General features: G+C 43.6%; 14 protein-coding genes and 1 pseudogene. 9 read left to right on the forward strand and 6 right to left on the reverse strand.

The genetic code is table 11. The features are described 5' to 3' along the window. Positions 1–279: 279 nt before the first annotated feature. From dtpB to ACGF5R_RS15930, 6 genes are all read right to left on the reverse strand, one after another. Positions 280–1,749: a dipeptide/tripeptide permease DtpB gene (gene dtpB / locus ACGF5R_RS15905; protein WP_112876799.1), complete on the reverse strand. Its 1,470-nt coding sequence runs from the start codon at positions 1,747–1,749 to the stop codon at positions 280–282. A gap of 325 nt (positions 1,750–2,074) precedes the next feature. Continuing rightward, positions 2,075–2,593: a 4-hydroxyphenylacetate 3-monooxygenase, reductase component gene (hpaC, locus tag ACGF5R_RS15910; RefSeq protein WP_387691692.1), complete on the reverse strand. Its 519-nt coding sequence runs from the start codon at positions 2,591–2,593 to the stop codon at positions 2,075–2,077. 19 nt (positions 2,594–2,612) lie between these two features. Next, positions 2,613–4,175 carry a 4-hydroxyphenylacetate 3-monooxygenase, oxygenase component gene (hpaB, locus tag ACGF5R_RS15915; RefSeq protein ID WP_112876797.1) on the reverse strand — a complete coding sequence of 521 codons (1,563 nt, stop codon included), beginning with the start codon at positions 4,173–4,175 and terminating at the stop codon, positions 2,613–2,615. A gap of 360 nt (positions 4,176–4,535) precedes the next feature. After that, positions 4,536–4,997 carry a hypothetical protein gene (locus ACGF5R_RS15920; RefSeq protein ID WP_112876796.1) on the reverse strand — a complete coding sequence of 154 codons (462 nt, stop codon included), beginning with the start codon at positions 4,995–4,997 and terminating at the stop codon, positions 4,536–4,538. 47 nt (positions 4,998–5,044) lie between these two features. After that, entirely contained in the window at positions 5,045–7,495 is a 2,451-nt protein-coding gene (locus ACGF5R_RS15925) for an RHS repeat protein (RefSeq protein ID WP_387691694.1), read from the reverse strand. Between the two features lie 249 nt (positions 7,496–7,744). After that, positions 7,745–8,491, reverse strand: coding sequence for an SDR family oxidoreductase (locus ACGF5R_RS15930; protein ID WP_387691696.1), 747 nt, complete (start codon positions 8,489–8,491; stop codon positions 7,745–7,747). Between the two features lie 894 nt (positions 8,492–9,385). On the opposite strand from ACGF5R_RS15930, the pseudogene ACGF5R_RS15935 reads away from it, so the two are divergent. The 9 genes and pseudogenes from ACGF5R_RS15935 to ACGF5R_RS15975 form a co-directional block, all read left to right on the forward strand. Beyond that, a pseudogene (locus ACGF5R_RS15935) lies at positions 9,386–9,479 on the forward strand (IS1 family transposase); the annotation flags it as partial. Positions 9,480–10,086: 607 nt separating this feature from the next. After that, complete coding sequence (locus ACGF5R_RS15940) at positions 10,087–11,352, forward strand: DegT/DnrJ/EryC1/StrS family aminotransferase (protein WP_205068645.1); 1,266 nt, start codon at positions 10,087–10,089, stop codon at positions 11,350–11,352. A gap of 23 nt (positions 11,353–11,375) precedes the next feature. Continuing rightward, positions 11,376–12,029: a histidine phosphatase family protein gene (locus ACGF5R_RS15945; protein WP_387691698.1), complete on the forward strand. Its 654-nt coding sequence runs from the start codon at positions 11,376–11,378 to the stop codon at positions 12,027–12,029. Positions 12,030–12,048: 19 nt separating this feature from the next. After that, positions 12,049–15,729, forward strand: a complete 3,681-nt coding sequence (locus tag ACGF5R_RS15950; RefSeq protein ID WP_262980222.1) for a hypothetical protein — start codon at positions 12,049–12,051, stop codon at positions 15,727–15,729. Positions 15,730–15,736: 7 nt separating this feature from the next. Beyond that, a complete protein-coding gene (locus ACGF5R_RS15955; RefSeq protein ID WP_387691701.1) occupies positions 15,737–17,650 on the forward strand; it encodes a hypothetical protein in 1,914 nt (637 codons plus the stop codon). Further along, entirely contained in the window at positions 17,643–18,893 is a 1,251-nt protein-coding gene (locus ACGF5R_RS15960; RefSeq protein WP_112876791.1) for an aminotransferase class III-fold pyridoxal phosphate-dependent enzyme, read from the forward strand. The genes ACGF5R_RS15955 and ACGF5R_RS15960 overlap by 8 nt, the downstream gene beginning before the upstream one ends. Next, the gene (locus ACGF5R_RS15965) at positions 18,890–19,663 is read left to right on the forward strand and encodes a PIG-L deacetylase family protein (protein ID WP_112876790.1); all 774 of its coding nucleotides are present in this window, start codon (positions 18,890–18,892) and stop codon (positions 19,661–19,663) included. The genes ACGF5R_RS15960 and ACGF5R_RS15965 overlap by 4 nt, the downstream gene beginning before the upstream one ends. Next, positions 19,648–19,923 (forward strand): DUF6137 domain-containing protein, encoded by a 276-nt coding sequence (locus ACGF5R_RS15970; RefSeq protein ID WP_112876789.1) that lies wholly within the window; start codon positions 19,648–19,650, stop codon positions 19,921–19,923. Before ACGF5R_RS15965 ends, ACGF5R_RS15970 begins: the two co-directional genes overlap by 16 nt. A gap of 14 nt (positions 19,924–19,937) precedes the next feature. Next, positions 19,938–21,170, forward strand: a complete 1,233-nt coding sequence (locus ACGF5R_RS15975) for a 2-deoxy-scyllo-inosose synthase (protein ID WP_387691703.1) — start codon at positions 19,938–19,940, stop codon at positions 21,168–21,170. Positions 21,171–21,202: the final 32 nt, after the last annotated feature.

A 21,202-nucleotide genomic window follows, 5' to 3' on the forward strand; every position in this document is an offset into this window, starting at 1 on the left:
TTTCGGTCAGTTGTGTATAGGCCATAGTGCATTTTCCTTTGGCGAGAAAGATGCCTACTATAGCAACTGACCGCCCTTCTGAAAAATTGCACTTATTAGTCGAATCTGCCAAATGATTGAATAATAACATTTGTAGTGCGGGGAATTACAACGAAAACGATTAGCGACGGTTAATTGGGGTCATGAAGAAGCCCCCACTATCACGGGTGATTGAGTGGTGGGAGCAAGTCACACGATCGGTATTTTCTCCTTTGGCGAGGTTTTTTATTTTGGATCAAATCATATTTTTTGTTTTTCATTCATCATACGGTTCAGCCACGGCACGGTGACCGACATGATGATGGCGACGATAAAGGTAGCAATACCAATTTTGCCGAATACGCTGGTATAGATTGGTAATGTTTGCAATGGGTCCGTAATACCTTTCGGTGCGGCCGTAAGGGCTGCGACATGGCCGCCGAGTAAGGAGGAAGTTGCTTGAGTTAAATACCACATTCCCAGAATAAAACCCATTAGGTACTGAGGAACAAGAGCCGCAATCATTGCCAGGCCCAGTGCGCTGATCATCAATTCACCGATGCTTTGGAAAAAATAAACTAGAACAATAAACCAAGGGGAGGTCAAACCTTGTTCATCTGCAAACCACAAACCGGCAGCGGCGGCAGTGAGGAAACCTAAAGAGCACAGGAACATACCAACTGCAAACTTAGCTGGCATTGTGAGGTCTTTACCTTTAGCGCCCCAGTGAGTGTATAAGGCGGCGAGTATCGGGCTGGCAACAACGATCCAGAATGGGTTAAGCGCCTGGAAACTGACCGGATTAATGTCAAAACCAAGCAACTGATGGTGAACGTTATGGATGGCAAAGAAATTGAGAGAAGTTGGCATCTGAGCATACAGAATGAAGAACACAATAGCTTGAAGCATCAAAATGAAAGCAACAAACATTTTGTTACGGCCAGCTTTATCCTGCTTTAATGCTTCACGGAAGAAGATAAATACCACGATAGCAGATAGGGTAATCAGCACAATATTGGCTATTTTCACGTTGTGCATCAGCCATGCACAGACGTAAACCATCGCAACACTTCCTGCTAATACCATGAATAGGTTTTTATAGTTGATTCGTTGATGGTCGGGTTCAGAACCAATATTACGTACCGTATTGCGACAGAAAATATAGACTAACAAAGCAATAATCAGACCAATACCACAAATATTGTAGGTAACGGCATAACTAAATTTTTCCGCAATAACAGGAGCGAGAGCGAGTGAGAACAGCGAGCCGAGGTTGATTGACATGTAAAACAGCGTAAAAGCTCCATCCAGACGAGGATCTTTGGGTGGATAGCATTTAGACAGCAGGCTGGCTGGGTTAGCTTTGAACAGGCCGTTACCAACGGCAATCGTTCCCAATGCGTAGAAAATTAAATCAGGGTGTAGAATAGAAAGGCCCGTCATAAAGTAGCCAATTGCCAGGACTATGGCACCCAACACAATGGTTCGTTTAGTTCCCAGTAAGTGGTCACCTACATAACCGCCAATCGAGATCAAACCATAAACTAACGCGGCAAATGCACCGAAGGTAATAAACGCTTGTTCCTGGGAAAATCCCAATTTTTGTACAAAATAGACAGCAAGAACGCCTTGTACACCGTAGTAGCCGAATCGTTCCCAAAGCTCGACGAAGAAAATCATAAAGAACGGTTTGGGTTGTTGTAATAAACCGATGGATGCGGGTTTATTCATAGTTGATTGCCTCTGATTAGCATTATTGGTTGAAATACACTCGGAAATGTACAGTGACATTCAGTGACATGATCTGTCGCTAAAGTGGTTTTTTTATGTACTTTATTCAAGTGATCGGAGGACGGTAGATTATTATATGGTTAAAATATGTTCCTGGTGGGCGATCACACTAATATAAAGATATTAGTATTGAATTTAATAGTATATTCATCAGGTGAATATCAAAAATAATCAGAAGTTTAATGGAAGTGTTGATAAAAAACGCTATTCAGGCCGTTCAAAGCCTGAATAGTGGAAGAACAATCACTGCCTGATGGAGAAGCAGTTAAACTGTGGCGGCTTCAATTTCCAACATAACTGGACGGAAATTACGCTTGAAATAGATGAGGCCGTGGCCTTGTTCGCTCACCGTGATATGTTTAATGTGAACCAGATACACGTTATGCGTTCCCACTTCTTGAACCTGTTCAATTTCACCTTCAAGGCTGGCGAGGGTGCCGGTTAACACCGGTTGGCCTAATGGCCCTGTCTGCCAGATATTCCAGCGAAAACGCTCTTCCATGCTGACTCCGGTCATACCGGCAAAGTGTCGTGCCATCAATTCTTGTTCGTGGTTTAAAATATTGACACACAGGCGGCCATTTTCCTGAAAAACGGTATTCATAGCACTGCTGCGGTTAATGCATACCATCAGCGTGGGTGGCGTATCGGTGATTGAGCATACTGCGGTAGCAGTGATGCCACAGCATCCGGCATGACCATCGGTGGTGACGATATTCACCGCTGCTGATAGGCTCGCCATCGCATCTCTGAAACGCAGGCGATGTTCATTTTCTACAGACATATTGGCCTCCTGCTACCGATTATTTCAGCAGCTTATCTAACTGGTTAATATCGCTATTGTTGTATAAATGTGGCCTACGCCAGCCATGCTGATCATAATCAGCAAGGCAGCGATCAACCATATCCATCATTTTTTTCATGTTGCCAGAGCCATGAGCATGGCGCAGACATTGCATCCGAATTTCATCCTGACTTCCGGCATAGTTGATTTCGTACAATTCGTGCCGACCACCAAATTCACTACCAATGGCATCCCACATCAGTTTTAAAATCTTAATGCGTTCAACGTGATCGATACCGTTGGAACCCCGAACATACCGGGCGAGATATTTATCAATTTCTGGGTTATTCATATCACGTACACTGGATGGCAAATAAATTAGGCCGCTGGTGACGTTACTTTCAATAATATTTTTAATTTTCGTGTAGGCCATTGGTGCCATAACGCGATAAGTTTGTATTGCCTGAGTATCTGGCAGATAAGCGCCGCCTTTCCACGGCTTGGCTTCTGCCCACATTGCATCACTCAGTGACCAAAACAGGTTACGCCAGGCAACCACTTCACCCAGGTTAGCTTGAACACCACGGAATTCTATCACGCCAGTGCATTCCAGGCTCTTTTGTAGCAGAGCGGTAATAAAATCCAATTTCACCGCCAGCCGTACACAAGCCTGTAATGGGAACAGACTAGTGAAACCCGCTTGGATGGCCCAGTTGCGTGCACGGTCAAAGTCGCGGTAAATCAGGACATTTTCCCAAGGGATAAGGACCTTATCCATCACCAGAATTGCATCGTTTTCATCGAAACGGCTGGATAAGGGATAATCGAATGGGGAACCTGTTGCGCCTGCTACCAATTCATAGGAGCCGCGGGAGATCAATTTCACGCCTTCCGCATCCATTGGCGCGACAAACATCAGGGCGAAATCAGGGTTATCCCCCATTACTTGTGCGGAGCCAAAACCGATAAAGTTATAGTGAGTCAGGGCTGAATTAGTTGCTACCACTTTTGCGCCGCTGACGATAATACCGGCATCAGTTTCTTTTTCTAGCTTAATATAGACATCACGTGTCTGATCGGCGGGTTTATGGCGATCGATTGGTGGATTGACAATGGCATGGTTAAAGTAAACGCCTGTTTCCTGAATACGTTTGTACCAGGTACGGGCGTTATCAGCAAACTGACCATAATATTCAGGAAATGCGCCGAGTACGTTACCGAAGGCCGCTTTATAGTCAGGTGAACGACCCATCCAGCCATAGGTTTGACGTGACCATTCAGCGATAGCATCACGTTGTTGGCGCAGCTCATCTGCACTGCTAGCAAAGCGGAAGAATTTGTGAGTATACCCGCCGTTGCCGGTATCGGTATTCCAGCACAAGGTATCATGGGTTTCTGGGGCGTGCAGGGCATCGTACAACTGACCGATTGAAGCAGCAGAATTGCGGAATGCGGGATGTGTAGTGACATCTTTTACGCGTTCGCCATAAATGTAAATTTCGCGGCCATCTTGAAGGCTTTTCAGGTACTCTTCACTGGTGAAAGGACGTTTTTTGTCGGCGCGAAAATCTTCTGGTTTCATGTCTACCTCACAGTCGTCATAAAAAGCGCCTGTCTTGATATAATATAATCAATATTGGCACATGGATGTTAATTTAATGTTTGTTTTGTGTTTCTTAATTGAAGCTTTAGAACGGCATTTCTTGAATAGATTTTCGGAAGGTTGACTGGTACTTTTCGTTGGAAAGGATGCTTTGTTATTTAAAGTGTGATCCAGACGATATTTTTATGATTGTTATTTCAAGGTCTATTTTTGGCTGGTTGAGTTAATCAGATTCATGGTGATTTTATTATTGAGTTTGGTGATCGTTTGCACGATCACCTTTAGGGAGATAACAGTTATACGAGCTTATGTACAGGACCCTTGATTAAGGCACAGAGATTAATGTACATGCAGTTTTTTATTTCTGGATGATGATGGGGCATCTTCTGGGATTGCCCGCTTTTTGGTTACTACCGGCTGACGTTTTTTAGCTGTAACTAATCCGATGCTATATTTATCTGCTGGGTAATCATGGCCTCGAAATTTGTCTACTTTTTTGAGAAACATTGCCGCTACTGTTTTCGTGCTTTGTAAATGCTCTCCTTCCCCTCTTTCAGGTTCAGATAGATCAGTGAGAATTGAAGCGGCTACTTTTTTATCCTCACCATATATAACAGCTATTGCGGCACCAAAATGAAAAGGATACGCTTTTCCTTTGCTTGTTACTTTTTCCGCTATCATTAACCCTTGTTTTAAATCTGGCAGGTTTGTTTTATCCGTGGATCTTCTTAATGGTAGAACATCTTCTTTTAAATCTATGTCTGATGCGTTTTCAATTGATTTATACCCGTTATCTTTCAAGTTGCCTCTTTGTTGGCTGCACTCACTCACCCCGGTCACATAGTTACCTATGCTCCCGGGGATTCGCTCCCTTGCCGTCGCGATGCATCTTGAAATCCATAGGGTATATTTCCAAATTCCACGGACATTATTACTTCCAGATCTGCTCCAATTGTTGCTTCACTTTCGTAGGAGAATGGTTTAGTTTCATTTTTGTTATATAAGATATCAAGGGTATACTCTGTGCTGCTAATACAGCTTATGGGTAGGTCTTTTTTGAAAGTTAATATCGATTCATCTTTTTCAATCTGTCTATCGAATAATTCTTCTGGTACATTGAGCCCATATTTTCTTTCTGCCGTTAAAGTATCTACAGAGCCGAAATTCAAGAATTTGTTTTTGACTCTTATCTGTGTTGATTCCCATTCTTCTTCTGGGTTATCTATTTGTATATTAAACCCGAAAATCTTGTGAATTTCAGAATTAAGCCCAGAAATATCAACCAGTGTTGACGGATTATTTCTCACCATTCGGTATAGATTCAGCCCATCGATTGTTCCAGCCGGATCGGCGCTTAACCATCTACCCACCCACGGTTGATAATAGCGATAGCCGTAATAGTAGAGCCCGGTAGCATCTCGTTCTTTACCTGAATAACGGAGGGTTTTATAGCTGGCTTCTATTTGGTTTCTTGCTGCCCATAACGCTGTGCCGCCAAATGGATAATACTCTTCCTGACTGATAATTTGTCCTTCATTATCCAGTTCAAGTTGACTGGAACCAATCAAATTATCATAGCTATAACGGAGCTGATTATTGCTGATACCGGCTGGTGGTGTGGTTTCCCAGTGAAGAACCCGTACCTGTGCGTGACCTGCTGCCCCTACGGTAATAACATGCAGGTCTTCCGATATCGCGGTTCCACTTTGCGTTGTACGTAGCTCTAATCCGGGAAGATAAGTGACTCGTTGTTGCTGCGTATTGTTGCCTGTCTGTTGTTCACTGACTTTTAACTGCCGCATGCCGTCGTTGCCATAACGATACCACTCCCGATCACTGGCATTTTCGCGGCTCACTGGCGTTACCTGTTGTAGTTCGCCCCGGGCATTCCAGCTCAGATCTTGCCCCGGTAGTAGTTTTCTTTGGTGACCACCGGCATCAAACAACGCATCTACCTGTGTTGAATCTGTGGCAAGTGAACTCAACACTGCTCGATTACTGCGATTCGAGACGGCTATATCTGTGGTGTAGTTATTTTGGGTAGCGGGCGAACTGTGCCGGATTTGAACCAGATTGCCGCCGCGATCGTAATTATAGTTGCGAGTATAGTTGGTATATGAGCTGTCATCAGTAGGAAGAGGGATGATTGGTGAAGGAAGTTGGTTGCTTTGCTGGTTGATATTAGCCATCTCACGTCCTGTTGCACTGATGAGCTGGTACAGGGAATCGTAGGTATAGATATTTTCAGGAACTATTTTCTGATTACGCCAGAAACGAGTGGCTTCAGCATCATTACGAACACTGATAATGTTTCCGACCGGATCATGTTCATAGCGTAGATCTTGTAACACCTTGTTATCGGCTTGACGACGGGTAGTCGTGCTAATCAATCGCAAAGTTTCTGGCTCATAGCGGTATTCGGTGACAACACCGTTGCCATGTTCTTCACGCAGTTTCTGCCCTGCGGCGGAATAGGTCAGGGATTTGATAATGACTTGCTCACTTTGGTTTTTCAATGTCAGCCAGCTACCTTTCAATTGCCCTGCCACATTGTAAGCCAGACGTTGTATGTTGCCTTTTGCATCGGTTTGGGTCAGCAAAGCGCCAGTAGCATCAAAGGTGCTTTGTGTCGTATAAACTTCGCTATTGAGTTTGGTCTGCCAGAGGGTTTCATCGTTACCCGTCCAGTCTGCTTCCTGACCATCGGCCAACAGCTTGCAGGACTGAGATAAGATATTTTCTGTCAACGACAAACTTTCCAGTTGCGTCACGCCTGCGGTGTCGTAGTGACGCACATACTGGCCGACAAGGTTATGATCTTTCTCTGTCTGTGTATTACCTGCCCAAATAAAATACTCAGTAACGCGGGGAGCCTTTTCTTCGGGAGCTTGTTCGCTTACGGATAATAGGCGGCCGGGCAGGGTGTTAGCTTCATATTGTCGGGTCTGAGTGACGCCAGTTGCAGTTACAATCAATACTTGACGACCTTCAATATCATTGAGGGCAATGGTACGGCCGGCATCGGCACTTTCTGTTCGCAAAGTGTCGTCGGTCAGATTGTATTGCCAGAGAAAGTTGGGGGTTATTGAGTTGTCGAGCTGTTTGGCGTCATACAGGTGTGGATCGATGCTTTGGCTCAAGTGTCCTCGGACATCATATTGGTGGCGGGTAATGCGAATATCCGTATCACCTCCTGCGACAGAACGGTGGAAGTCGATGTTACGAATGGTCAGGCCACGGTTATCGTAGATGCTAACCGTGGGAGTATGTTGATAAAGTTTTGGATCAATGTTTTTCATGATTTACCTCTTGGCTGTATTAAGGATTTTGGTTGTTGCAGTTTGGCCTGCATTCAACCGAATAGGCTCATGGGCATATTATTTCCAGAAAATAGCAATAAGTTCGGTTATCAATATGCCAGCCCATACTAATTAATAATACATCCTAAATATTGATTCAGAGTGATTGAAAATATGGGTCATCTTTTATTTTCTGGTTTCTTTCCCATGAATTGGTAAATTCAGCTCAATCTATACTTGTTTTAAATGCTATTTCCCTCCGGCCAGATCAATAAAATTTCCGGTTACATATGAAGCTTCATCCGACAGCAACCAGGCTATAGCCTGTGCAACTTCTTTCGGTTGTCCACCGCGTTTCATTGGTAAGGAGTTTTTCACCCGATCAACGCGATTTGGCTCGCCGCCATCGGCGTGCATCTTGGTATAGATGAATCCAGGACGAACGGCATTTACCCGAATTCCCTGATCGGCCACTTCCAGAGACAGGCCGATAGTCAAAGTATCGATTGCACCTTTCGATGCGGCGTAATCTATATATTCGTGTGGTGATCCCAGTCGGGATGCTGCGGATGAAACATTGACAATTGATCCGCCTTGTCCACCATGTCGGAAAGACATTCTTTTAACTGCTTCCCGTGCACAGAGAAAACTGCCTACAACATTGACGGCAAAAATATCATTCAGGCGGTCAGCGGTGAGTTGTTCAATTGGTGCTTGTGGTTTGAGAATACCGGCATTATTCACCAAACCGGTTATACATCCGAGTTCTTTATCAATTCTTTGGAAGAATTCTACAACTTGTTTTTCATCAGCGGCATTGACCTGAATGGCGATAGCTTTACCTCCCATTTTATGGATAATTTCTGTGACTTCCTGCGCTTGAGCTTGATTGGTGTGGTAACCAATTCCAATATGATGCCCTTTTTCTGCCAGATAAAGCGCTGTTGCGCGACCAATACCGTGAGATCCGCCCGTAATTAATGTGATTTTTTGCATAGTGTTCTTGTTCTCATTGAAAGTTTTATATTAAGAAATTAAATATCAAACGAATCGGTATTAATAAAGTAAAATTGAATAAAAAGCAAATTTTTGCATATGGTATGAGAATGTTTATAATGTCGACATTATTATTTTTAATTAAAAACAAAATAATCTAAGTATTATGTTGTGGATATTATAAAATATTTCTATAAATTTGGTGGGTTATTATGGAATAGCGATTTTACTTGAAAATTTTATGGATGGAAGTTCGATTTATTTATCCTTTTCAAGATATTTGTTTATATAACCTCGAATTGTTTTTGATGAATGATTCAGATGCTATAATATATCCAAATATTCTTGTGCCAATTTTGACACATGATTTAGAAAACCTAACGCAGAGGTTTTCCATAATTCAGAAACAAATTCATCGTCATTCTAATTATACCCTATGGATTTCAAGATGCATCGCGACGGCAAGGGAGTGAATCCCCGGGAGCATAGCAAACTATGTGACCGGGGTGAGCGAGCGCAGCCAACAAAGAGGCAACTTGAAAGATGACGGGTATATAAAAGTCTTTTTCTACATCATTATTAAAAAGCAGTCTATGACTTCATCCAAAGTTTTTCTATATAATAAATCATAATATTGGAAAAAATAATCACCTACTAAGAGGTCTAAAAATGGATATTGTCCGTTCATTTAATTGGGGGTTTCCATATTATTGTGATCTCCTAAATAAACTATTCAAAATAGTAGATCACTTTACAAAACGCTTTGTACAACAAGGGGACAAGCTATATATAGCAACACCATGAATTAGTGTTGGTTATCAGGTATCAAACTTTCGCTGCTCAGACATCAATCAAATTGACTACTGTATCGGTATTACGAAATGCTATTTAGTTGGAAAACAGTTTACTCAGTGTATAGAACTAGCTAACTTGAATTCCAGAACTCGAGGCAAGCGATTGAATCGAAAAACCATTTTTTTCTAAATAAGAAGAAATTCACGATAAAGTCATAGGGACTTTCATCGAGCGTGAAAACTATATTTGACATGTGCATCTAATTATTTAATGTATGATCTTGATTATTAAGGTTAAATATATTTTATGGTGTGTAGCTCTAATTGGTAATATTATATTTGAATTTATGGTGTTTACGTGTGATTAATTAATTATGACGTGAATCACGATATTGGAAATTAGATTGTTAATTTATTGATTTTTTTTCATATGGTTTGTATTTTTATACAGAATTTAAAATAAATCATAGATTGAAAAATTAAAAAATCTAACCAGACAATACATCTTCTATTAAGAAACAGAATGCCCAATGTTAATATTTTTCAAATCTTGCAATTTTATTTAAATGAAACTTAAAAATAGTGTAACACCTTGTATTAAAGTGAAAACCTATAGCTATAACTGAGTTTAAGGACTAAGTGTAGCGATGTTATTGGTTATTTAACTTAGTAAACCGGTGGTAATTCACATAGGATATTCTATGTAAATGAAAGGGAGACATATCCCCTATAACTTAACGATACCTATGGATTTTTCGCTGGATTAATATCACTTCTTATTTGAAAAGGAGATTACTTATCGTGTCTAAACTGGCAATACATGGTGGCTCTTCCATTCGAACAATATCTTGGCCTAGGTGGCCTACAAGTTCTTCCGAAACTGTAGATAATCTACTTTCTGTTTTAAATAGTCAGCGTTGGTCAATAAGTGGACCATATCGTGGGGTACCTTCTTTTGAACAGCGTTTTGCCGAAGCTTATGCGCGTTACACAAATGCTAATTATTGTGTTCCTGCCTCCAGCGGTACTGCTAGCTTGACTATGGCTTTAGAGGCAGTAGGGGTCGGAGCTGGGGATGAAGTCATTGTACCTGGTTTATCTTGGGTCGCTTCAGCATCAGCTGTTCTTAATATTAATGCTATTCCAATGCTAACCGACGTGAATCCTCAGACAGGATGCTTAGATCCAAATGCGGTTGAAAAAGCAATTACTTCTCGCTGTCGTGCGATTACAGTTGTACACCTCGGTTCTGCGGTTGCGGATCTGAATGCCTTAATGCATATCGCAGAAAAAAATAATTTGTCACTCATTGAAGATTGCTCTCAAGCGCATGGTGCTCGTTTTGCCGGTCAACATGTGGGGACATTTGGTATTGCTGGAACGTTCAGCATGCAACACAGTAAGCTGTTGACCAGTGGAGAAGGTGGAGCGGTACTAACTCAAGATGAGCAAATTGCTAGACGATTAGCCCATCTACGCGCCGATGGACGCACATTAAGCAGTGTACCACCACCGTTAGATCATATGGAGTTATTAGAAACCGCTGAGCTAATGGGTTCGAACTATTGCTTGTCTGAATTTCATGCCGCAATTTTGTTAGCTCAATTAGAAAAACTTGATACCGAGAATGCTATCCGGCGCTGTAATGCCGAATATTTGGATGAATTGATGCTGCAAATTGGCTGTTTTCCTCAGCAAACCACTCTGGGTACCACTGAGCGTGTCTATTATAACTATGTCATTGGTTTACCTGAATCTGTCTTAGGGAAGGCTTCAGTAGAAAAACTGGCAGAAGCCCTGTCAGCAGAGCTGAATTTACCTTGTAAGCCTATGTACGCCGCATTAAATCAATGTACGTTATACCAACCCGCGAGTCGGCGGCGTTTCGCATTAAGCAAAGACTTTCAGTCATCTGTTCAGCCGCAGCGTTTTAGCCTGCCAATAGCGGAGGCATTCTCCCATAGCCACATTGCCTTGCCGCATCATTTTTTACTTGCAGAAGAAACAGATATGCTTGATGTTCAGCGTGCTCTGGAGAAGGTAATGAGCCATGCCGGGCATCTGTGAATCACCAAAAGGCCAAAACTATTATGACGTCAACACATTGCCATCGTTTTGTGTTCATCCGACATGCAGAAGCAACATGTAATCTACAGGATAACCATGTGTTAATCAGTTCAGTTTTGCCTGATTCGCCACTGACGGAAATGGGCCAGCAACAAGCACAATTATTGGCGGATAATTTTCCCAAGGAGTTAATCGGAGACAAGATATTTAGCAGCCCAATGGTTCGAACAATGCAAACGGCCAAATTTCTCACTGCACGGTACAACTTACCGTTGATACCTGATGAGCGTTTGGAAGAAGTGCGTATAGCACCTTCACTGATACCGCCATTAAGTTTGTCGGAATGGGATGCAATGCTGGAAGAACGTTTGAATAGTCCCACAATTAAAGTAAGACCTGAAGTAGAAACTGTTATTGAACAACGCGCACGAGTGACCGATTTTTTGCGTCAACGACACCAACAGCGTGGCCGGGAAAAGGTCACTGTGATCGTTTCCCATGCATTCACTATAGAGCTAGCAATGTTTGTGTTGTTAGGGCTGGAAATCTCCCTATTACAACGCTGGCATATGCGTATCAGTAATACGGCATTGCACGTTATAGAGAATGAAGAGATAGGTGGAAAATCGAGGCTTGTCCTTGTTAACGCGAAAAATCATTTGAGATTATGGCTTTAAAGGTAAGAAGATAAAACGTATGGCTGCAAAATTTGAACGATTACAACAACTTTCCCGGCACACCGATTTTTCAGCATTGGTTCCACCTTTAGTGGGATTTGCGGCTGATAAAGCGCTTGCCATTGTAAAGCATTATCCGCAAGCAGATACCGCGCTGCTCTGCACCCTCTACAGTCAGTACATCACTGAGCACCCCGACTGGATAAAACAGGTTGAGAAAGTTTGTGGCCCAGCCCCCTGGATTATTCGCAGTGCGGGTTTAGAGGATGGTGATACTTTCGTGAATGCTGGAGGCTATGCCAGTATCGTCTGTCATTGTCCGGCAGATTTTAGTGATACGCTTTCTATGGTGGCTTTCAGTGGATTTGAACCTCAATCCATTGAACAGCAACGGTTAAGTGATCCGGGTTATCAACCGCAGCCAATCACCTGTTTTGTTCAAAAATTGATTGAAGGTACGCCATCTACAGTGGACGCCTTACAGGCTCCGTATCTGACAGCCGATGCATGCCATGATTTGAATAAAATTATCAATCAATTACATCAATATTTCTCTGAAATTGCGTTAGACACTGAGTGGGTTTTGGAAACGGATCATGGCCTGGTTTCCGTGACCGGATTGACTTTACATGCCTCTGAAGGTATCCGGGGAGAACTGGCGTTTGGTTTTGGTTTTGCGTCTGCACAATCCCCTGGCTCAAGGGCAAACTCTGTAGCCTATCATTGGCCGACGTTAGCTGCGCCTTTGTGGTATGGCGCTCAATTATGTCAGGTTCGCGTGGATAAGATTTGGTTAGTACAGGCACGCCCCGCTCCGGGTTATGTACTTGAGCGTCAGGTTGAACAGTTAACCACTGAAGTGAAAGAAGAGCTGGCACGTAGTATGCGGGTGGTTCCCGTAACAACATTGCTGCATCCGGCAAAGCCCAATTTAGGCATTTTCCTTTCGGCGTCCACATTAGACGATGCCTGGTCTCGTTACCTGCGTCTTCCTTTGCCAGTGCGATCCACTCTTGTGGCTGTCTTCGTTGAATCAGGCGTTGCCAGTGAACATGCTGGCATCATGTTCCGTCAACAAAAATTGCCCGTTTTTCTTACCCAGTTAACCAATATCCCCGCAGTTCCCTTGGTCATTATTAATAGTGTGGGAGAGCAAGCCTACTTTAGTGCGCAAAAACCACTTATCGAATTGGAAACGGAAACCATTGAATCGGTTAATTTGCCTGCGGCTGTACAGCATATTTTTGACGATAGAGAATCTCTGCCCACTACGGCGCTATCTTCTCAAGATCTTTCGGATGTTTTGCAACGTGCGCTGGCTGGCTTACCGGTATTAGAGGAAAAAATCGGTGCCTCACTCAGGCAACGTACTCTTTTCCCAACGGGGACGTGGTTACAGCATGGTGACATTGTCCGAAGCCCAAGTTTAACAGGTTGGCTCCTTGCACAAGTAGGTGAGAAGGCGATGACGCTCTACCCTGCTCATTGGTCGGCAACCGATGCAACAACAGATTATCTCTGTGCTTTCAGAGCCAAAACCGATCCGCAATCGACATTACCGCACTTATGTAAGGCTATCCCAACATTGGCAGACAAGGTCAGGCAACTTAATGACCTGCGCCTGCTGATGTTATTTATCAAAGCCGAATCGTGGATTGAGAGAATTCCCGCGATGCCATTGGCGCAATGGGTTGATGCTGCGATAACGTCCCCAAGTGGGGATGGGCGTCTGCTACTGGAATGTCTACTTCATGTGTTCGCAGATACAGACATTATTCCCATTTATGAAGATGCAGACCGGATTAACATTTTACACGCTTTAACCCAGGCAGCAGGTTCTACGCTTTCTGTTCACGAACTGTTTGAAGTTATCCATCATCGCCAATTGTCACCGACTGCACTGGCGAATCTGGTTTGTGCGCCCAAAGCGTTTGCTGACTATGTGGCTTTCTTGTCTCCACTTAAGCGCTTTAAAGCAGCCGCAGCACTGGCAGGAGCGAGTGAAGCCGCTGATTTGCTACAAGCTACGGATAGTCTGATGAAAGAGTTACATCATGCGAAATTACCCACTTTGAGGGCACTTTGTCGCATAGATTTAGTGGATACTTACGATCAGGTACTCAAGGCGGTATTAGCCGATGTTGTTGATAGACACGAGCTGATCACGTATCAAAATTATCTAGATCTACTCCGCGATTGGATGGAATTTGCACAGCTATCAACGCTTTCCGCCACAGAAAAATCGGCATTATGCGCTTTCCAGGGGTGGGTAGAACATGTTCGTCATAGCCCCATGCCGGACACTTTTTTTCTTGAATTAAAAGAAGATGTTGTAGAAATCTTGGGGGATGATTTCTTACGTTGGCAGGCTTTAATGCCTGTCGCCGGTAATATGACACCGGAACAACTACCGATAGAAAATGCCCACCAGTTACACAATCTATTGCATCAATGGATGCTGGTTCGTTTCCGGGCTGAATCAGGGCCTGATCTGCCTGCGCCTTTACATAAATTGATCAATATCGCTGATGGTTTTGGTGATGCCCGTTCTTGCCTTTTAAGGTTAACTAATAACCTCTTTGAGATTTCTCTGCCCTTTGTCGTACACAAGGCCAGTTTCCTCTTTAATGAGAAGGAATTAGTTGTTGAGTTCTGTGAGCTTCCGAATGCCCCGGAAGAGGATATTGGTCGCTTATATGTCTTCGATGCATTGGCATCACGTATTTCAGAATGGAAACCACAATGGCAGATATCATCAAATCGGGTCTGTCAATTAGGTACTTGGACACTTTTCTTACGCTTAAAACGTGCTGATGGCTTACATTGGCAGAGACAGGATCTCGAGCAACTGGTGCTTTGGTTACGAGTGCTATTCGATACTGCTTATGATTTCTCCTATGTGCCTAATGATGAAGTTTCCCATGTATATGACATGCTGGGGCATTCTCCTTGGTGTGATCTATTCCACGCTTATGTCAATTACCGGGCTGTGATTGATTTTTCTGTTCAGCGTATCACGGTTTATTCGTTGCCCTTTGCCTCAACGCTCGCTGCACTCTGCCTGAATGAATCTATACGTGATGAGGTCACCAGCGCTTGCCTTGCTGGTTTTAACCATGCCTGGGATGCTTTCCACCGAATTATTGAGAAGCTGGAAAACACAGAGGATGACCAAGAACAGTGGGAATGTCTTCACACCACCGCGGGGCAGATGGGATTACTCCTTTCAGCAATATGGCCAGAGCAGACGCTGATGCGAATGGTACAAAAACCACTCTCCCCGGTTGGGGCCGAACGGATCGCGGTCAGCTTGTTACATCGTCGTGATTTGTCGGCCACATTGCAGCAGTTGGTTACTGCTCCAGAAAATGCCGAATTGCGTAATTTAGTTTTGCACCACGTTCCTGAAATCGCAGTAAATGCAGATTCTGCTGCCTCAATCGCAGATGAAATCGCGATTTGGCAAAGTCAGTTTAAACGCTGTAAAGAGTACTTGCTTGCCTATCATGCAAATGTACTCTCTGAGGGCCAATGTCAACAATTTGTCAGACAACTTAGTCTTATCCCTTATGGCGTCACAGAGGAAATTGAAACGTATATTCAATGTGCTCTGGCCCCTATGGCCATAGAGGAGAAAGGCCGTTTTAAATTGTCTGAAGTTGATCCAATTGCGATTATTAGCACTATGCGGACAAAATGAGAGCAGAATGACCAAATACTTTGGCAAGGTCGCCAGAATGCAGATTACACCCTCAGAGTTAGTGGCGAAGTTATTCGCCACCGAATATGCTCAAAACGGTGATGGTTATGTATCAGCCTGCGCTCTGGGGCAAATATGGAGTGACCTGAGTCTTCTTACTGAAGCCAGCCAACAGCCGTTATCAGTCCGCCGTCAGGCCAAATGTTCTGCTACACATGCGCAGCAGGCCGCTTTGTCTATCGCTTGTGGCCACAAAATCACGGCTGAAACGGAGTCTTCCCAACAAATAGGCCTTGTATTGCAAGGTCAATTTTCTCCCTGGATGGATCTACTGACTCGTATTTTGGCACTCCCCTTGCCAGAGTGTTATGGCTATGATTTAGGGGATACCGAAGTCTGTGTGGATGATGCAATCCGTTTCGCCCGCCAGTTTGCCTCCGGGCGTTCCATCGTGGTTGTCGGTCTCCGCAGTGGTGGGAGTTTTCTTACTCCACGTTGGGTTGCAGGGTTAACTCAGATTAATGGTGTGCCCCCTGCATGGCTAACACTGCGTCCTTTAAGGCATATTAACGCCTATTGTCAGTATCATCCTTCAGAGTTAGATACTCTATTTCGTCTTCTTGACGCACAATCTGAACGTCCAGACGTCGTGATTGTTGATGATCAACCCGATACTGGCAATACCGTTGAAAAACTTGCGGAATGGTTAGCTGTCAAAGCAGAAAACATATGGTTTGCCAGCATTGGGCATGTGAGAAAAATCACAACATCAGCTTCATGGTCAACTGTATTTGTGCGATCACCTCTGATGACACGTGAACGGCGTCCACTCTGGCAATCACTGTTAAAAAATGATCACTGCCATTTTCTTTCTACATTGACTTCCGCGATACCAGCGTCGGATTTACTGAATTCGACAATAATAAATGACGCTGATACACAGATCTTTATTCATTGCCCAACAATGGAAAAAAGATATGGCTTGGGTGAGGCTTGGTTGCCTTGGAACTCGCCAGCAATGGAAAAATATGCAAGAAGGTTGATTAACCCCAAGAAAACCCCCTTGTTGGTCACGGATAAACATGAAACGCCATTGTTGCACCTGAGATTTATCGGGGAAAGCACCTATGGACTCACGGAATTCAATCGGGTGAAGCAAGCCAATACTGCCCATCCTAAGGCGTGGTTTCTTGATGGTTATCATATTGCTCAACATCTTCCAGGATTGCGGCCATTACGGGATCTTATGGCCGAAACACCTCATGAAAATCATCAGGTTTGGCTTACACAGTGCAACGCTATTATTCAGTCTGTCAGCCAATCGCCATTAATAGATATTGTTGGTCAGCTACCTCAGGTTCCAATAGGCGCAGCCATTCGTAATGCATGGGAACGTCTGCAACACAAAATGGGTAAAAGTAAATTGAGTGAACACAAATTACCTGACTTACCCATTTGGCTCGATTCGCTCAATATTCCTCCTTTTGCAGGAAGTACCCGACCAATACGCTCTTCCCTTAGCTATGCCTTTGGTGATTGGCACTGGCAAGTTGGCAATGACGGGCATCTCTACCGTTTTCATCAGGAGGCTAACTGGGGAGGGATAAGTTGGACAGAATTGGAGATAGCTGTTTTTCTGTTGGTATATCAACTGCCGCCCGCCACATTACAGCTGATGTGCAACAGTAACCAGACAGAGAATGATAATTCACCAGTGATATTCACCTCTTTACCTGTTGCGCTGCTTTTACTACTCGACGGTTTCCGCCGGGAAGTACGTCAATTTAGCCCTATAGGTAAGATGCGCGCATGTGAAGATCTCACCTTGTTATTCCAAACTTTTATCCAGTACCACAACTTGATTATCGAAAGCATCGCAAATATGCAACCGACTGAAATATCGAGGAGTGTCTATGAGTAAACCTGAAAAAATCGCCTCTGCTGTCGGCGTACCAGTACCAAACTTACGTGCTCTATCCGCAAGTGGTGCTATCGTCAGACTGAGTGATGGAAGAGACTATATTGACCTGATGAATGGCAAAGGTAGCATCACGTTGGGACACCATCATCCGGTAGTTACAGAAGCAATAATCGCCAGTTTAAATAATAAACTGGGGTCTTCCACCTGTTGGTCAGAACCTTTTGAAGCTCTTGCAGAAATCATTGTTGCTGATAGTGGTATTTCCAATGGGCAAGTTGCTTTTTTCAGCTCAGGAACTGAAGCCTGCCGTGCTGTTGTCCAGTGTGCCCGGAAGATAACAGGTAAAAAAATCATCGCCAGCGCAGGTTACCACGGCTGGGGGGATTTATGGGCTTCGCCTTCCCATTTTTTGCAGCCAAATGAAAGAGGCATTATCGATTTCTACTTCATCCCCGAATTACTGGCTGATGTATTAGAAAACTATCATGGCGAAGTCGCAATGGTGATGATTTCTCCCGACTATGTACATCTCAAACCAGAAACATTAAAAAAAATAGCCCATCTTGCCCGTGAATATGGCGTTCTATTTTGCAGTGATGAAGTCAAAAATGGCTATCGTTCAGTGACTGGTTCTGCGTTACCACAGGTTATTGGCGAACAGGCTGATTTTTATACCTTTGCTAAAGGACTATGCAATGGTCAACGCTTATCCTGCCTCGTCGGGCCAACTGAAATGATGCAAAAAACTAAGCACATGACCTATACCGCCTACTTTGACACAATGCCTATTGTTGCTGCTTTAGCCACATTGAAATATATGCATGACGAACAAGGTTACAAACGTCTGGTCACGTGTGGGTCAATGCTGGCAAACACATTACGCACACTGATTGCACAGGCAGAGCTGCCAATAAAAGTCATGGGAGATGGACCATTACTGCAATTTATCTGTGCGACGCCAGAATTGGATGAGGCTTTCTATACTGCTTGCGGTAAACACGGCCTGTTACTGTATAAGTTTGATAATCAGGCTGTCTCGCTGGCAACTGAAGCCGTTTTAACGAAATTGGAGATCCACTTCAAACAAGTATTTTCAGAACTTGCTCTACACTTTTCTACGCAGCACCAAATCCATGTCTCTATCGAGCGACAAATGGAAGCCGCATTCAATATGATCGACGGTGCCAGTGATATTATGCCTGCTGCCGATGCTATCCATTGGTTACAAAGGTATGCCTTATGAGCAGAATAAAAGACTGGTATGGTAAACGTCTGACTTTAATTGCTCCACATCCCGATGATATTGCTTATTCGATAGGTGGTTTCGTCTCACAATTGGCGGCTGTATCCACATTAGAGGTTGTGACCGTATTTACCCAAAGTCGATGGGCGCTCCCTAAATCCCTGCGTGATGAGGGTTCCGCCGTTATCAGTAAAGTACGGGTAAAAGAAGAGCAAACTTTTTGTCAAAATTTTAAGATGAAGTTATACCCTCTTGGGCTCTCAGATTCCAGCCTGTCCGGCTATGACGATGGGAGTGAGCGCCAATTGCAATTTACTCAGGGACAACTTACTAATGACATACGAACTTCAATCGTATTGGAGAAGCTACAGCAGGTCTTGGCAGAGTCCAGCCCTGATGTTGTGATTGCGCCAGCCGCCATTGGTCATCATATCGACCATCAGATTGTCCATCACGCCATTTGTTCACTACATAATCATCAATGGCAGCTCGCTTTTTACGAAGACCTGCCCTATGCAGCTGAATTTACACTGGATATTTTGGAAAAACAATTGACAGAGCGAAAATTCAGCATACTAGAAGCCATCAGTATCGATCAAACATTAGCAGATAAATACGCAGCACTATCTAATTATGCCAGCCAAACCGATCAGGAAACGATTGATGCAATTATTGTCCATGCACAACGTCTGGCGCAGACATGTTTCCATACCGGGCAAGCAGTTTACCATGCAGAAAGATTTTGGGAGAAATCATGTCAATATCAGTAGGTTATATTCGTCAATTAATTATCAAAATCGCCTGTGAGACAACGGGAGATGACACAGAAGAACTAATCAAGCGAGGACGGTTAGAGATCCCTGCACGGGATGCCATTGAATTTATGGTACGTCTGGAAGCACTCCTTGACTGCACTCTGGGTTGGTCGAAATACGAACATCTGTCAATGGAAATTAATAACCTCGCGGAAATAATAAACAAGAAGCTTAATGCACAATCATCTGATGAACCAATGCCATTATCACCTTAATTATAGGTAAAAAAATGATAAATACCGAAAAAAATGGTATTGATATACCTTTTAATAACAATATGTTACATGAAAAAAGCAATGTGTCATCCTGTTTACTTCAAGATAATGCGCATTCTATGCATAAAATTGAATTGCGTTTTGAAGATGTTGCTTATCCTTTTTGGATAGGGAGCCACTGTACAGAGGAAATTTCGGAGCATTTAGCTGAGATGTCGGCGTCTTCTCTGCACATCATTACTGACGATATCGTAAACCGGCTTCATGCTGCTCCTTTCGTACAACGGCTAACTCTAAAAACAAAAGTGCCGGTTTGGGTCTGGTCAATTCCAGAAGGAGAAGCAAACAAATCGCTCAATACATTGGATTATCTGGCAAATCAATTGTTTAATGCGGATGTTGATCGCAAAAGTGTTATTGTTGCGATGGGAGGGGGGGTTATCGGCAATATAGCAGGGCTGCTGGCCGCGCTACTATTTCGTGGTATTCGTTTCGTGCATATCCCCACTAGCCTGATTGCAATGAGTGATTCTGTTATTTCTCTTAAACAAGCGGTGAACATGCCACAAGGCAAAAATCTGATGGGCTGTTTTCATACGCCAGAAGCGGTTTTTGCTGATACTGCTTTCTTGCTGACGTTGCCGTCCCAACACTTGCGATCTGGATTATGTGAAATCATTAAAAATGTGCTGATATTAGAAACCGAAAATATCCCATTTTTAACCAGGACACTGAATACAGAAGCGCATTACGACGAACAAACACTTGCATGCATCGTTCAGGCGGGGGCTCTCACCAAACAAAAAGTCATGGTTAACGATAAGCGGGAGAGACATCATGCCCTTGTATTCGAATATGGTCACACTGTAGGGCACGCTATCGAATTAAGCTGTAATGGAAGACTGACTCATGGTGAATCCGTGGCGCTTGGCATGATAGTCGCAGCTGAAATTTCTCACACCCTTGGTTTATTGACATCACAAGCACGTGATATGCACTACCGCCTGATTCACCTTAACGGCGTCGATATTAAGGCACCTGTAGGAGCAACCCCGGAAGCCATTATGCAGATACTGCAATCTGATAATAAACGTGGTTATCTGCGTGCTAAGCCCAATGAAATTCCGATGATTCTGTTAAATGAATTGGGAACCCCCCTTTGGAGTGGTGAAGGGCATCCCTTAACGCTTGTGCCTGTTGATTTAGTCGAATCAATGTTGCGCCAGCATATTTTTCAAACAACCTAAAATTTAATCAGAATCTGATTACAATCTGTCAT

Source organism: Photorhabdus sp. RM71S (genome assembly GCF_042879355.1).
Taxonomy (GTDB): Bacteria; Pseudomonadota; Gammaproteobacteria; order Enterobacterales; family Enterobacteriaceae; genus Photorhabdus; species Photorhabdus kayaii.

Bases quoted from the DNA above. Each gene is read 5' to 3' on its own strand.
- dtpB (WP_112876799.1), bottom strand. From the start codon at position 1,749: ATGAATAAACCCGCATCCATCGGTTTATTACAACAACCCAAACCGTTC.
- hpaC (WP_387691692.1), bottom strand. From the start codon at position 2,593: ATGTCTGTAGAAAATGAACATCGCCTGCGTTTCAGAGATGCGATGGCG.
- hpaB (WP_112876797.1), bottom strand. From the start codon at position 4,175: ATGAAACCAGAAGATTTTCGCGCCGACAAAAAACGTCCTTTCACCAGT.
- ACGF5R_RS15925 (WP_387691694.1), bottom strand. From the start codon at position 7,495: ATGAAAAACATTGATCCAAAACTTTATCAACATACTCCCACGGTTAGC.
- ACGF5R_RS15930 (WP_387691696.1), bottom strand. From the start codon at position 8,491: ATGCAAAAAATCACATTAATTACGGGCGGATCTCACGGTATTGGTCGC.
- ACGF5R_RS15945 (WP_387691698.1), top strand. From the start codon at position 11,376: ATGACGTCAACACATTGCCATCGTTTTGTGTTCATCCGACATGCAGAA.
- ACGF5R_RS15950 (WP_262980222.1), top strand. From the start codon at position 12,049: ATGGCTGCAAAATTTGAACGATTACAACAACTTTCCCGGCACACCGAT.
- ACGF5R_RS15955 (WP_387691701.1), top strand. From the start codon at position 15,737: ATGACCAAATACTTTGGCAAGGTCGCCAGAATGCAGATTACACCCTCA.
- ACGF5R_RS15960 (WP_112876791.1), top strand. From the start codon at position 17,643: ATGAGTAAACCTGAAAAAATCGCCTCTGCTGTCGGCGTACCAGTACCA.
- ACGF5R_RS15965 (WP_112876790.1), top strand. From the start codon at position 18,890: ATGAGCAGAATAAAAGACTGGTATGGTAAACGTCTGACTTTAATTGCT.
- ACGF5R_RS15970 (WP_112876789.1), top strand. From the start codon at position 19,648: ATGTCAATATCAGTAGGTTATATTCGTCAATTAATTATCAAAATCGCC.
- ACGF5R_RS15975 (WP_387691703.1), top strand. From the start codon at position 19,938: ATGATAAATACCGAAAAAAATGGTATTGATATACCTTTTAATAACAAT.